The sequence below is a fragment of the Limosilactobacillus mucosae DSM 13345 genome, from assembly GCF_001436025.1.
In the GTDB taxonomy this organism is placed as follows: domain Bacteria; phylum Bacillota; class Bacilli; order Lactobacillales; family Lactobacillaceae; genus Limosilactobacillus; species Limosilactobacillus mucosae.
Genome location: NZ_AZEQ01000001.1, coordinates 20,333 through 33,156 on the forward strand (window position 1 = coordinate 20,333; position 12,824 = coordinate 33,156).

Genomic DNA, 12,824 nt, shown 5'->3' on the forward strand with positions numbered 1-12,824 from the left:
CCAATAAATAAGAAATGAGCGGTCAGCCTGTCGTCGAATCCAGACGAGCTGGCCGTTTGACGTTTATCTTTAAGAAAAAGTTTTATTGATCTGATTAGTCGTTTCGATCGGTGATTTGCGTTATAGTTAAAGCAGCAGCATAAGGGGGAAGTTTATTGATGACGGCAACACTGGTAATCGTTAGGCATGGTCAGAGTCAGGCCAATAAGGATAACGTTTTTACGGGATGGAGCGATGCACCGCTCACCAAATTGGGAATTCAGCAAGGCAAACAGGTTGGCGATCAATTGGCAAAATTAGGCTTGCAGTTTGATGACGTCCATGTTTCCTACATGCAGCGGGCAATTATTACGGCTAACTTGATTCTGGAAAAAATCGATCAACTCTGGCTGCCGATCCATAAGACTTGGCGACTGAATGAACGTCATTATGGAGCTTTAAGCGGCTTAAACAAGGACGCGGTCAAAAAAGAGGTCGGCGCGGCAACTTTGCATCAGTGGCGGCGCGGCTTTTTAAAACGACCGCCAATGCTTAAGAAACGTACCCACGAGCGACGCTATGACCGTTTAGGAGTAAAGGTGCCGCTTAGCGAAAGCCTCAAGATGACCCAGGAGCGGTTGTTGCCATATTGGCAAGATCAGATCGCCCCACGACTTCTGGATGGCAGAAATCAGCTGATCGTTGCGCATGGCAGTTCGCTGCGAGCCTTGATCAAATATCTGGATTCGATTGCTGACGATCAGATTGATCAAGTTGAGGTGCCAAATGGTGAGCCGATTTTATACCGGTTTGACGATCACTTAAACATTATCGAGAAAAAATTTATTACGGATGGTGAACAGCATGTCAATTAAAGAAATCTCCAACAATCCTACACTGGCCGGTCAAGTCAGACTGATTGAAGATATCGTCTATTCAGCAGCTGATGGCGAGGCACAGAAAATGTCGATTCTGGCACCATGGACGCAGCGCTACAAGGATCTGCCGCAAACCAAGCGACCACTGCTGGTTTTTGTTCAAGGCAGCTCTTGGACGACCCCGACTTTAGGTGAAAAGATTCCGCAATTAGTCCAATTCGTCCATGCCGGCTATATCGTGGCAACCGTTCAGCATCGCAGCGCCTTGGATGGGCATGCCTTTCCTGCGTTTTTACAGGATGTCAAGACTGCGATTCGCTATCTGCGAGCCCATGCCGCTGAATATCAAATTGATCCTGATCGGGTTGGTATCTGGGGAACCTCATCCGGGGCCAATGCTGCGCTTTTAACCGCGCTGACGCCGAATGATCCGCGTTATGAGACGGCTGACTATGCTGATCAGTCAGATGCCGTTGATGCCGTAATCAGCTGTTTTGCCCCAACGGACGTCGCTGATACGTTTGCTTTTTCCAAAAACGTGCCTGGCTCGGATGCCATGCAGTTTTGTCTGTTTGGTACCGATCCAACAAAATGGCCGGCCATCAAGCGGGAAATGAGCCCATTATATCAAGTCAAGGATAATCAGCAATATCCGCCATTTCTGCTGATGCACGGGGATGCCGACAAGACCGTGCCATATCATGAAATGGAAGACATGTATCATGAATTGGAGAAACATCATGTTGCCGTTGAGGCCTACCGGGTACGAGGGGCCGTTCATGAGCGCGACTTCTGGAGTCAGCAGATTTATGACATTGCCCGCGAGTTCCTGGATCGCAACGTTAAATAGACAAAAAACTCATTGCCTGATTAGACAATGAGTTTTTTGATTGCAGCTATCAAGTCGTTGTTAGGCCAAAGTTCCCATTGGATCCCATGGTTTGAGGACGATTGGTTCTTGAGCCTGGTCAGCCTTGAGTTCATCACTGAGATATTTTTTATTGACGACGATTTGATAGACGTATTGATCCATCCATTCATCACTCATGACAAAGTAGCCTTTTTCGCCGACTTTTGGTCCCCATGAATTCTCAACCTTCCATTTGGCTGGCTTGCCATCAACCAGATCAACCCCGGTCAAGACCATGGCGTGATCCATCATTGACTGGTGATAGTCCAGCATGTCAGCCTTACTCATGGTCAGCTTTGTATCAAACAGATCTTCATAGCCATACGTGTTGAGCGCCAGAATCCCCAGCTTGGTTTCGGAATACTTGACAACGTCAGAGCCAAACCAGACACTCTCGCCGTTTTGCAGCTGCTTGATGGCCAGTTCCTTTAATTCCGTCATTGAAAGGTTTAAGTGCTTGACTTGACGACCGCCAACCACGTTTCCCAACATCTCGATCGTGTAGGTCTTGTGGTAGGCCTTGTCTTTGGTTGGTGCCTGAATGATGGAGACGTATTCGCTCAGATCCCAGCCAACGTACTTATCAAAGAATGCTACCGGTGTCAGATTGCTGTCGCGATGGAACTGCTTGTCTTTTTTAGTCCGATATTCAAAATCAAAGGTCTGTACCGGTTCACCAAAAGCATATGCCAGCATGCGGTAGACGGTGTTGAGCATTTCTTTGCGCGTGGCGTTGATCTGGGATTCGCTGGCCTGTTCATGAACCAATTGACGCAGAATTACGGCATCATGACGCAATTGATTGTTCAAAACAGCATTGATTTCGTTTGAGCGGCTGGAATTGTAGGTTTCGGGCTGAGCCGACTTAGGTACGACCCCATACTTTTCAATCAATGCACACAGCATGTCCCATTGACCGCCATCAGATTGGGGTGCATCCAAAAGCCAGGCTACCTTGCGATCGTCAATATCCAGATCGGCAGTCTGAATGATGTTTTCATAAAACCAGTTGGCCTTTTCGAACTTGTCCCAGAAGAAGGCATAGGATTGTGACAACTCGAAATCATCCGGCAGATTGAAACGGTTCTGCATGTTGTGACGCATCGTGTTTAAAGCAGCAAACAGCCAGCAGCGTCCCGACTGTTTTTGATCGGCGACGTCACCGGTTGCCAGATCAATTGAGAAGTGCTGATCATTGTCGGCAATCGCATGCCAGTCAAAGCTGGCGGCCTTGACCCCATTTTTGGCGACGGTTCGTTCAAGAATCTGAGTCTCTTGACGGTTGGCATAGTCTTGCTTGAAATCTTTCAGTTGGTCGGCATTAATGACAAAACTCAAAAAAATCACTCCTTTAAGATAATGACTTAATTATAGTCGAATGTTTGATTCACGCCAAAAAAGTAATCAAAAAAGGCTCGCCGGGCATTCTGCGCGGCTGAGCCTTTTTAATTAGCGGGCATGCAGGATTTCTGGCCCATTTTGCCGACCAACGATAACGTCATTGACTCGGTTTAAGAATAAGCCGTGCTCAACAACGCCAACCATGTGAATCAGTTCTTCGGCCATGGCTTGCGGGTCATCGATTTTGCCCAGGTGCAGATCGATGATGTAGTCATTTTCATCGGTACGGTAGCGCTGATCGCCATCCATCCGCCAAGTTGGCTGGTAGCCCTTAGCAGCCAGCTTGTTAAAGACATGCTGAGCACCGAACGGGATTACTTCAACTGGCAGTGGGAAGGCCCCCAGCTGGTGAACCATCTTGCTTTCATCAACGATCCACATGTAATGCTTTGAGATGTCGGCAACGATTTTTTCCCAAAGCAGGGCGCCACCGCCACCTTTAATGCCCTGGAAGTCATCGCTGATCTCGTCTGCGCCATCAATCGTAAGGTCGATGTGGTCGACTTCATCAATGTCTTTGATGGTGATGCCAAGACTTTGTGCCTGTTTGGTCGTGCGATTGGAGGTCGTGACGCCGATGATGTTCAAGCCTTCATTTTTAACGCGTTCGCCCAACGCGTCAACCATGTAGCGAACAGTAGAGCCAGTCCCCAAGCCAACGATCATGCCGTCTTTGATATATTCAACTGCAGCTCGGCCAACAAGCGATTTTAATTCATTTTGGTCCATATAGAACGCTCCTTTATTGATTAAAGCGATCCTCCGGCAATAGCAGATCCTGGTATTCCGGATGATCACGGAATGCCGCTTTAACATATGGACACATCAGTTTAACCGTCAGATGGCGTTCATGGGCATAATCGACGAAGCGCTTGGTAAGCTCGGCCGCCAGTCCATGGCCACGACCTTCAGGAGCGACAAAAACACGCTCTGCGACGACGCGGTCAGGATAGCCGGCAACTGGCGGAAAGCTGATGTCGCCGACCCATTTGCCATTATCATCGATAGCACTGATGCGATGCGGTTCCGTTACAAATTGCATTTTTGTCCCCTCCATCATTAATAAATTTAATCCAACTTGATTTTCCATGGTTCTGAAATGATTGTCAAGGATTAACATGCTACAATTAAATGCTGGACAAGTTTAAAGATAAGTTACGATTAAAAAATAAAAACTGAACGCATGAATTTTAGAGGTGAAGAAATGAAAAAAAGAGGATTTGAGATTGTTGCCAAGTATGCTGATGCCGGCCTAAACCTGCCGCAGCGGCAAACCAAGCAGGCAGCTGGCTATGACTTTGAGGCCGCTGCTGATTTTGTGGTGCCTTCAATCTGGAAACAGGGCCTTTTTAAAGCGCTGCATGCCATCAAACATGCTGCCAAGCCGGGAGAAGAAGAGCTGACGGCTGGTGATCAGGCGCTCAAGCCGGTGCTGGTGCCTACTGGAATCAAGGCCTACATGCAGCCAGATGAGGTGCTGATGCTCTTCAATCGTTCCAGTGGTCCCTTAAAGCGGCGACTGATTCTGCCCAATGGCGTTGGAATCATTGATGCTGACTACTATAACAATCCAGCCAATGAAGGCGAGATTTTCGTACAGCTGCTGAACTATGGGCTCTTTGACTATCATATAAAAAAAGGCGAGCGAATCGCGCAGGGCATCTTTATGCCATACTTAACGGCTGATGATGAGTCAATGCCTAAAAACGATCGGGCAGGCGGCTTTGGCTCAACTAAAAAATAATTCCAGCTAACCAGCTTTTATCAAGAAAGGAAATGCCTATGGCGAAAGTCAAGACCCAGTATATTTGTCAAAACTGCGGCTATAATTCGCCGCGTTACCTTGGTCGCTGCCCCAACTGCGGTCAGTGGAATACTCTGGTTGAAGAGCGTGTCGAGACGGTAAATGCGCAAAGCACGACGCGGCATTCGTCGACTTTGACGGGAATCGTTGCCAAACCGCAGCGCGTTAAGGACATCGATGCGCAAAAGCTGCCGCGCGTCAAGACTAAGCTAAATGAGCTCAATCGTGTTTTAGGCGGCGGCATTGTACCAGGATCGCTGATTTTGATTGGCGGGGATCCGGGAATCGGTAAGTCAACGCTTTTACTGCAGGTTTCGGGCCAGCTCAGCGATGAAGGGCATTCCGTCCTGTATGTTTCGGGCGAAGAAAGCGGTGCGCAGATCAAAATGCGTGCCGAACGGTTGGCAGTAGCCGGCGATGACTTCTACATCTACCCTGAGACCAGTATGGACAGCATTCGGGCAACGATTGACGATCTGAATCCTGAATACGTGGTGATCGATTCGGTCCAGACCATGCAGGCAACCGATGTCAACAGTGCGATTGGGAGCGTGTCGCAGATCAGAGAGGTTACCGCGCAGCTGATGCAGATTGCCAAAAGCAAGAACATTACGATTTTTGTCGTTGGCCACGTTACTAAAGGCGGCGCGCTGGCAGGGCCTAAAATCTTGGAACACATGGTTGATACCGTTTTGTACTTTGAAGGCGATCTGCATCATACCTATCGAATCTTGCGGGCAGTTAAGAATCGTTTTGGCTCGACCAATGAACTGGGAATTTTTGAAATGCGCACGGCGGGGCTGGCAGAGGTCAAAAATCCATCTGAGATCTTTTTGGAAGAGCGACTCCAGGATGCTACTGGCTCAGCCGTCGTGGTTTCCTTGGAAGGGACGCGGCCAATCCTGGTTGAGATTCAGGCCCTGGTTACACCGACTGTCTTTGGCAATGCTCAACGCACGGCGACGGGCTTGAATCGGAATCGGGTCTCTTTGATCATGGCAGTTTTAGAAAAGCGTGCCAACCTTATGCTGCAGAATCAGGATGCCTATCTTAAGGCAGCCGGGGGCGTAAAATTGGATGAACCGGCGATTGATCTGGCGATTGCCATCGCGATTGCCTCCAGCTACCGCGACAAGGGAACGCGTCCTGATGATGCCTTTGTCGGTGAAGTTGGGCTGACCGGTGAGATTCGTCGTGTCAGCCGTATTGAGCAGCGCGTTGCTGAGGCAGCTAAGCTGGGTTTTAAACGAATTTTGGTTCCTAAAAACAATCTGCAGGGCTGGAATCCGCCAGCTGATATTGAAGTGGTCGGCGTTACGACTATAAATGAGGCATTACGACTCGCATTAGCGTAAAATAGAAATTACGACACCATAACGATTTATCAAAGGAGGGCTGCAGGTGAGAAAGAGAATTATTAGACTGCTGTTCGTAATCGTGGGGGCAGCAGTTGGTTTTTACTATCTACCACCGATTTGGATTGCCATGCGCAATCAGCTTGGCGTTCAGCTGGCACGGCCAATTGAGTCAGCAATTGATTTTTTGATTGGAGCACTTGTTTTTTGGCTGATTTCACTGCTGCTGACTGACTGGATGATCAAGATGCTGAAACAGGCAGAAAATGCACTGACTAAAAAGAGTCTGACCTATCTGCTCTTTGGGGCGATTTCAACGATCTTTGGCTTGATCTTGGCGATTTTGATCTCAATTCCGCTGTGGCGATTGAGTATTCCCGTTGTCAACAATGTCTTGCCGGTACTTTTGATGATCCTGTTCAGCTATCTGGGTTTTCATCTGGGAACCACGCGTCAGGATGAATGGCGCAGGCTTTTAACGCGGCGTGGACGAGATGATCAAGAAGCTCAGGTAATCAAGCGTCAAGATGAAAACTATCATCACTATAAGATTTTGGATACCAACATCCTGATTGACGGCCGCATTTATGATCTGGTCAAGACTGGCTTTTTGGAAGGAACGCTTTTGGTACCGAATTTCGTACTTTATGAGCTGCAGTATATCGCGGATGCCGGCGAAAGCATCAAGCGCGTACGGGGACGGCGCGGCTTGGATATCTTAAACAAGCTACGCAGCGAAAAGATCGTTCCAGTTGAGATGTATAAAGGTGATTTTGAAGATATCAAAGAAGTCGATGAAAAGCTGATTGCTCTGGCCAAGAAGGTCGACGGCGTGATCGTTACCAACGACTACAATCTAAACAAGGTCATTCAATTCCAAAACGTACAGGTGCTTAACATCAATAACCTGGCCAAATCATTGCGGCCACGCGTGATTCCAGGTGAACAGCTGACGGTCGTAGTCGTTAAGAAAGGGACCGAGCGCCAACAGGGGGTTGCCTATCTGGATGATGGCACGATGGTCGTGGTTGAAGATGGCCGCTACTACATGAATGAGCAGCTGGACGTTGAGGTAACCAGTGCGCTGCAGACTGATGCCGGCCGGATGATCTTCGCGCGTCCAGTACATTCAGCGTCATCGCATGGCATTGACGGCAGCGAGCGTCAGGATCAGAAACGATTGGCAGAATCAACCAAAAAGACTGATCATAAGAATAACGATCGTAATAATCGCAAAAACTAGTATTTGCAATTTAAGCATTGCACGGTACACTAGAATAGAAATATTTTCAATTTTTATGAAAGAGGCGGAACAACTTGTCAAAAAACGAAATTCGGGTTCGCTATGCGCCTAGCCCGACTGGACACCTGCACATTGGTAACGCACGGACGGCACTGTTCAACTACCTGTTCGCACGTCACTACCATGGTAAATTCATCATTCGGATTGAGGATACTGATACAAAGCGTAACATCGCGGATGGCGAACGCAGTCAGCTGGACAATCTGAAGTGGATGGGACTGGACTGGGATGAAGGTCCTGACATCGGCGGCGACTACGGTCCATATCGTCAATCAGAACGCAAGGACATTTATGAAAAGTATGTTCAGGAACTGATGGACAAGGACCTGGCCTACAAGTCCTACATGACCGAAGATGAGCTGGCTGAGCAACGGGAACGGCAAAAAGCAGCTCACCAGATGCCTCATTATGAATATGAATATGCTGGCATGACTGATGAAGAGATCAAGCAGGCACAAGCAGATGCTGAAGCAAAAGGTCTAAAACCGGTTATTCGTTTCCGCGTGCCAAAGGATCACACGTACGCTTGGGATGATATCGTTAAAGGGCCATTGTCATTTGACTCGGCTTCAGTTGGCGGCGACTTTGTCATCATGAAGCGTGATGGTATGCCAACCTACAACTTTGCCGTTGTCGTTGATGATCATCTGATGAAGATCAGCCACGTCTTCCGTGGGGATGATCACGTTTCTAACACGCCAAAGCAGATGATGATCTACGAAGCTTTAGGCTGGGAAGCGCCAAAGTTTGGTCACATGGCGCTGATTATCAACAACGAAACGGGTAAGAAGCTTTCCAAGCGTGATGAATCCGTGCTGCAGTTTATCGAACAGTACCGCGACCTGGGATATCTGCCAGAAGCTATGGATAACTTTATTATTCTGCTGGGCTGGTCACCAGTTGGCGAAGACGAGATCTTCTCGCTCAAAGAATTCGTCAAGATGTATGATGAAACGCGTCTGTCCAAGTCGCCGGCTGCCTTTGACCGCAAGAAGCTGCGCTGGATCAATAACCAATACATGAAGAATTCCGACGTTGATGAAGTCTTCAATGTTGCCATGCCGCTTTTGATCAATGCCGGCTTGATTGAAAAACATGCTGATCCATACAAGATCGAATGGATGCGGCGGATCGTTGAAATCTTCAAGCGGGAAATCTCTTATGGTGAAGAAATTCTTCAATATGCTAAGCCATTTGTCGAAGAACCACAGATTCTGACTGACGAAGCCAAAGAAGAAATGAGTGCTGAAACGGTTGCCGTAGTGCTGCGTGATTTCCGTGACAAGATTGCTGCCTTGGACTTTATGGATGCCACATCCATTCTGCGCTGCATCAAAGGCGTGCAGAACGATACCAAGGTTAAGGGACGTAAGCTGTGGATGCCGCTGCGGATTGCAATTACGCATGAAACCCACGGCCCACAACTGCCGGAAAGCATTGAACTGATTGGTCAAAAAGCTACGCTGGCTCGACTGGACGACATGATTGACCGGGTAGAAAACGGCAAGCTTTAAGATTTTGATGACTGACGACCAACTTGGCGTTAGCTCAAACTAAAAATGGGATCCGATATTCGGCTTGACCGAATCAGGATCCCATTTTATTTGACTTGAATGTTTAGATAATTCAAGATGATGCGAGGTCAAAAGGAGGAAGACATGCGAATCACTCCCGCACAAAATGATGCGCTGCAGATGCTGGCAGCCTTGGCGACCTTGATCTTTATGAGCTGGTCTTTAAAATACTGGCCGGCTTTTTATCATTTGGATCAAAGACTGCATGATCAGGTACCTAATCGGCAAAACAGTTCCTTTTGGCGCGGCGTGGCTTGGATTGGCCAGCCTAAGCTCACGGTCGGCTATGCGTTTGTCTTAGCCGGTGTTTTATGGCTGACTGCTGATTCAATCACGGCGTTTTGGGTGTTGGCAACGCTGGGCAGCCTGGACGCGCTGGGGATTGGCGTTAAATTATATTTTAAGCGCAAACGGCCTGATCAGCATCTGCCAGGTGACGATGGCTATAGCTTTCCCAGCGGACATGTTTTGGGAACCACGGTTTTGGTGCTGATGATCTGGGCACTTTGGCCGACGCCATGGACAGGAAGCTTAGGCCTGGTTTGGCTAATGTTGGTTGCAGCATCCAGATTGGTCTTAAGAGCTCACTATCCAAGCGATGTCTTCAGTACGATGGTGATGGCTGCCGGCTGGGTGGCGCTGTTAAGAAGATTGTATGCACCATTGGCTGAGCTGGTGACCAGGCTGTTTTAGCATTAGGCAAAAGAAAAAGCAGCGGCCGGGGGAGCCGCTGCTTGAGGAGTATTACGAAGATCTTGGGGGAGATTTCGTAAAAATGTGTATTTTTCGGTTACTATTGGGAGGAGTAATTGAAAAATAATAGGTTTCGGTTAAATTGATTGCAGCCAAGCTATCTCGTTTGACTACATCCGTAATATTAGCACCCTTTTATGAAAAAAGTATGAACAAAGACTTAACAATTTATTTTTAATGCGCCAACCAGGAATCGTAATGAATTGTGGTAAAATACTGTTATTGCAATTACTTTTAAAGGGGGATTACGGCGTTATGTTGACTATTTATAATACGCTTACCCGTAAAAAAGAAGAATTTAAGCCTTTGCACCCTGGAGTTGTTAACATGTACGTCTGTGGTCCCACGGTCTACAACTACATCCATATCGGCAACGCGCGCAGTGCCATTGCCTTTGATACCGTACGTCGCTATTTGGAGTTCAAAGGCTATCAGGTCAATTACGTCTCCAACTTTACCGATGTTGACGACAAAATGATCAAGGCAGCTGCTGAACAGGGGATTACGGTTCCTCAGCTGGCCGACAAGTTTATCAAGGCCTTTATGGAAGATACGGCCGCCTTAAATATAGAACCAGCTACCAAGCGACCACGCGCGACAGAAAGTATTCCTGAAATCATTGACTTTATCAAGGTCCTGATTGAAAAAGACTATGCTTATGTCAAAGATGGCAACGTTTATTATCGGACGCGCAAGTTTAAGCATTATGGCGAGCTTTCCGGACAGTCGATCGATGATTTGGAAACCGGCGCCAGTGAGCATATTACAGCTGAAGAGATTCAGCAAAAAGAGGATCCTTTAGATTTTGCGCTTTGGAAAGCTGCCAAACCAGGTGAGATCAACTGGGATTCGCCATGGGGGCAAGGACGGCCTGGCTGGCACATTGAATGCTCGGTTATGTCAACGCGCTACCTAGGCAAAACGATTGATATTCATGCGGGTGGTCAGGATCTGCAGTTTCCGCACCATGAAAATGAGATTGCGCAAAGCGAGGCAGAGACTGGTCAGCAGTTCGTCCGCTATTGGATGCACAATGGCTTTGTCACGATTGGCAAGGACAATGAAAAAATGAGCAAGTCACTGCATAACTTCATTACGGTGCATGACATCATCAAGCATGTTGATCCGCAGGTGCTGCGCTTCTTTATGGCAACCACTCAGTATCGGCGGCCGATTCAATATAGCGAGGCCAATCTGCAGGATGCACAAAACAATCTGGAACATATCCGCAACACCTATGACAACCTGACCTATCGCCAGCGTGATGCTCAGAATGGCAATGACGATGAAGTTGCTCAGCGAGTAGCGGCATTTACGCAGCAGTTCATTACGGCAATGGATGATGACATTAACGTCCAAAACGGGATTGCCACGGTCTATGAGCTGGTCAAATATGCCAACGTCTATGCCCAAAAGCCAGTCGTTAAGGCTGAGGCGCTCAAGACGCTTAAACAGGAGCTGGAAGCGCTGCTGGGGATTTTTGGCGTACGTTTGGAAACGTCTAATTGTGAAATTGATGATCAAGCCATTAAAGATCTGATCAGCAAGCGTAATCAGGCACGGGCTGCTAAGAACTTTGCCTTAAGCGATCAGATTCGCGATGAGTTAAAGGCGCAGGGGATTATTCTGGAAGATACCCCGCAAGGAACGCGCTACAGAAAGGAATAAAATGGAAAAAGCCGACTATCAGCAACTAAATGGCATTGCCCTGGCTTATCTGGGTGATGCCGTCTATGAGGTATTTATTCGACAACATCTATTGGCACTAGGAATGAGCAAGCCCAATCGTCTGCAGCACCAAGCTACTCATTATGTTTCAGCCAAAGCACAAGCAGCTTTGATTGATCTGATGAAAGCCGATGAACTCTTGACTGAGGATGAATGGAGCTATTTTAAGCGTGGCCGCAATGCCAACAGCTATACTCATGCCAAGCACACCTCGGTTCTGACGTATCGCATGTCAACTGGATTTGAAGCCTTGTTTGGCTATCTGCAGCTGTCAGGACAGTTTGAGCGAATCAATGAATTGGCGCAATGGTGCATTAAGCAAGTAGAAACAGGAAGAACAAAACATGAAAACTGATGAACCAGAATTTATTATTGGCCGTCACCCAGCAGTAATGGCCCTGAAATCTGATCAGGAAATCAACAAGGTTTTTATTCAAAAAGATTTGAAAGCCGATATTATTGGTCAGATCGTCAAATTGGCCAAGGAGCGGCATTTGGTGATTTCAAACGTCCCCAAGAACAAGCTGGACCAAATGACCAATCACCAAAATCACCAGGGGGTTGCGCTGGCAATAGCGGCTTACCGGTATGCAACGATTGACGATCTGTTTGCCAACGCTGAAAAACATGATGAGGCACCGTTTTTCTTGATTTTAGATGAACTGGCAGATCCGCATAATCTGGGTTCAATTCTTAGAACGGCTGATGCAGCGGGAGTTCATGGCCTGATCATTCCTAAGCGGCGTTCTGTTGGTCTGACCTCAGTCGTTGCCAAAACGTCAACCGGAGCAATTGAGCATGTTCCCGTGGCGCGGGTAACCAATCTGGTACAGACGGCCAATGAGTTAAAAGAACGCGGGCTGTGGCTGTTTGGCACGGATATGCAGGGAACCGATTACCGTCGCTGGGATGCTAAGGGTCCAGTTGCCTTGGTAATTGGCAATGAAGGAAAAGGGATTTCGCCGCTGCTGAAAAAAACATGTGATGAGATGCTGACGATTCCAATGATTGGCCATGTTCAGAGTCTGAATGCCAGTGTTGCGGCCAGTCTTTTGATCTACCAAGGCTTTAATTCGCGTCATCCGCTTTAAAATCATGCCGCAGTGTTGGCTGACACTGCGGTTTTATTTTTATTGAAA

The 12,824-nt window shown here is 47.8% G+C and carries 13 protein-coding genes; 10 read left to right on the top strand and 3 right to left on the bottom strand.

Features of this window, described 5'->3' with window-relative positions; genetic code table 11:
* Positions 1–158 precede the first annotated feature (158 nt).
* Together FC47_RS00105 and FC47_RS00110 are read left to right on the top strand one after the other, a co-directional pair.
* Entirely contained in the window at positions 159–854 is a 696-nt protein-coding gene (locus tag FC47_RS00105; RefSeq protein ID WP_006500506.1) for a 2,3-bisphosphoglycerate-dependent phosphoglycerate mutase, read from the top strand.
* A complete protein-coding gene (locus FC47_RS00110) occupies positions 844–1,707 on the top strand; it encodes an alpha/beta hydrolase (RefSeq protein ID WP_048345388.1) in 864 nt (287 codons plus the stop codon). The genes FC47_RS00105 and FC47_RS00110 overlap by 11 nt, the downstream gene beginning before the upstream one ends.
* Before the next feature lie 60 nt (positions 1,708–1,767).
* Here FC47_RS00110 and FC47_RS00115 read toward each other — a convergent pair whose 3' ends face one another.
* From FC47_RS00115 to FC47_RS00125, 3 genes are all read right to left on the bottom strand, one after another.
* Positions 1,768–3,105, bottom strand: a complete 1,338-nt coding sequence (locus tag FC47_RS00115) for a C1 family peptidase (protein WP_039945985.1) — start codon at positions 3,103–3,105, stop codon at positions 1,768–1,770.
* A 111-nt stretch (positions 3,106–3,216) separates the two neighbouring features.
* Positions 3,217–3,897 carry a ribose-5-phosphate isomerase RpiA gene (gene rpiA, locus FC47_RS00120; protein ID WP_056967504.1) on the bottom strand — a complete coding sequence of 227 codons (681 nt, stop codon included), beginning with the start codon at positions 3,895–3,897 and terminating at the stop codon, positions 3,217–3,219.
* A 13-nt stretch (positions 3,898–3,910) separates the two neighbouring features.
* The gene (locus FC47_RS00125; protein ID WP_006500502.1) at positions 3,911–4,210 is read right to left on the bottom strand and encodes a GNAT family N-acetyltransferase; all 300 of its coding nucleotides are present in this window, start codon (positions 4,208–4,210) and stop codon (positions 3,911–3,913) included.
* 162 nt (positions 4,211–4,372) lie between these two features.
* On the opposite strand from FC47_RS00125, the gene FC47_RS00130 reads away from it, so the two are divergent.
* The 8 genes from FC47_RS00130 (at position 4,373) to rlmB (ending at position 12,776) form a co-directional block, all read left to right on the top strand.
* Positions 4,373–4,912, top strand: coding sequence for a dCTP deaminase/dUTPase family protein (locus FC47_RS00130; protein ID WP_006500501.1), 540 nt, complete (start codon positions 4,373–4,375; stop codon positions 4,910–4,912).
* A 38-nt stretch (positions 4,913–4,950) separates the two neighbouring features.
* Positions 4,951–6,327 carry a DNA repair protein RadA gene (gene radA, locus FC47_RS00135; RefSeq protein ID WP_006500500.1) on the top strand — a complete coding sequence of 459 codons (1,377 nt, stop codon included), beginning with the start codon at positions 4,951–4,953 and terminating at the stop codon, positions 6,325–6,327.
* A gap of 46 nt (positions 6,328–6,373) precedes the next feature.
* On the top strand, positions 6,374–7,570 hold the full coding sequence (locus tag FC47_RS00140; RefSeq protein WP_056967505.1) for a PIN/TRAM domain-containing protein: 1,197 nt from the start codon (positions 6,374–6,376) through the stop codon (positions 7,568–7,570).
* A gap of 74 nt (positions 7,571–7,644) precedes the next feature.
* Positions 7,645–9,144, top strand: a complete 1,500-nt coding sequence (gene gltX, locus FC47_RS00145; protein ID WP_006500498.1) for a glutamate--tRNA ligase — start codon at positions 7,645–7,647, stop codon at positions 9,142–9,144.
* A 144-nt stretch (positions 9,145–9,288) separates the two neighbouring features.
* Positions 9,289–9,897: a phosphatase PAP2 family protein gene (locus FC47_RS00150; protein WP_053069108.1), complete on the top strand. Its 609-nt coding sequence runs from the start codon at positions 9,289–9,291 to the stop codon at positions 9,895–9,897.
* A gap of 315 nt (positions 9,898–10,212) precedes the next feature.
* Entirely contained in the window at positions 10,213–11,625 is a 1,413-nt protein-coding gene (gene cysS / locus FC47_RS00155) for a cysteine--tRNA ligase (RefSeq protein WP_006500496.1), read from the top strand.
* Position 11,626: 1 nt separating this feature from the next.
* The gene (locus FC47_RS00160) at positions 11,627–12,040 is read left to right on the top strand and encodes a Mini-ribonuclease 3 (protein ID WP_006500495.1); all 414 of its coding nucleotides are present in this window, start codon (positions 11,627–11,629) and stop codon (positions 12,038–12,040) included.
* On the top strand, positions 12,030–12,776 hold the full coding sequence (gene rlmB / locus FC47_RS00165) for a 23S rRNA (guanosine(2251)-2'-O)-methyltransferase RlmB (RefSeq protein ID WP_006500494.1): 747 nt from the start codon (positions 12,030–12,032) through the stop codon (positions 12,774–12,776). Before FC47_RS00160 ends, rlmB begins: the two co-directional genes overlap by 11 nt.
* The last annotated feature ends 48 nt before the right edge of the window (positions 12,777–12,824 follow it).

What these genes read in the sequence shown, in the direction of transcription:
- FC47_RS00105 (WP_006500506.1), top strand. Translation starts at nt 159, where the DNA reads ATGACGGCAACACTGGTAATCGTTAGGCATGGTCAGAGTCAGGCCAAT.
- FC47_RS00110 (WP_048345388.1), top strand. Translation starts at nt 844, where the DNA reads ATGTCAATTAAAGAAATCTCCAACAATCCTACACTGGCCGGTCAAGTC.
- rpiA (WP_056967504.1), bottom strand. Translation starts at nt 3,897, where the DNA reads ATGGACCAAAATGAATTAAAATCGCTTGTTGGCCGAGCTGCAGTTGAA.
- FC47_RS00125 (WP_006500502.1), bottom strand. Translation starts at nt 4,210, where the DNA reads ATGCAATTTGTAACGGAACCGCATCGCATCAGTGCTATCGATGATAAT.
- FC47_RS00130 (WP_006500501.1), top strand. Translation starts at nt 4,373, where the DNA reads ATGAAAAAAAGAGGATTTGAGATTGTTGCCAAGTATGCTGATGCCGGC.
- radA (WP_006500500.1), top strand. Translation starts at nt 4,951, where the DNA reads ATGGCGAAAGTCAAGACCCAGTATATTTGTCAAAACTGCGGCTATAAT.
- FC47_RS00150 (WP_053069108.1), top strand. Translation starts at nt 9,289, where the DNA reads ATGCGAATCACTCCCGCACAAAATGATGCGCTGCAGATGCTGGCAGCC.
- cysS (WP_006500496.1), top strand. Translation starts at nt 10,213, where the DNA reads ATGTTGACTATTTATAATACGCTTACCCGTAAAAAAGAAGAATTTAAG.
- FC47_RS00160 (WP_006500495.1), top strand. Translation starts at nt 11,627, where the DNA reads ATGGAAAAAGCCGACTATCAGCAACTAAATGGCATTGCCCTGGCTTAT.
- rlmB (WP_006500494.1), top strand. Translation starts at nt 12,030, where the DNA reads ATGAAAACTGATGAACCAGAATTTATTATTGGCCGTCACCCAGCAGTA.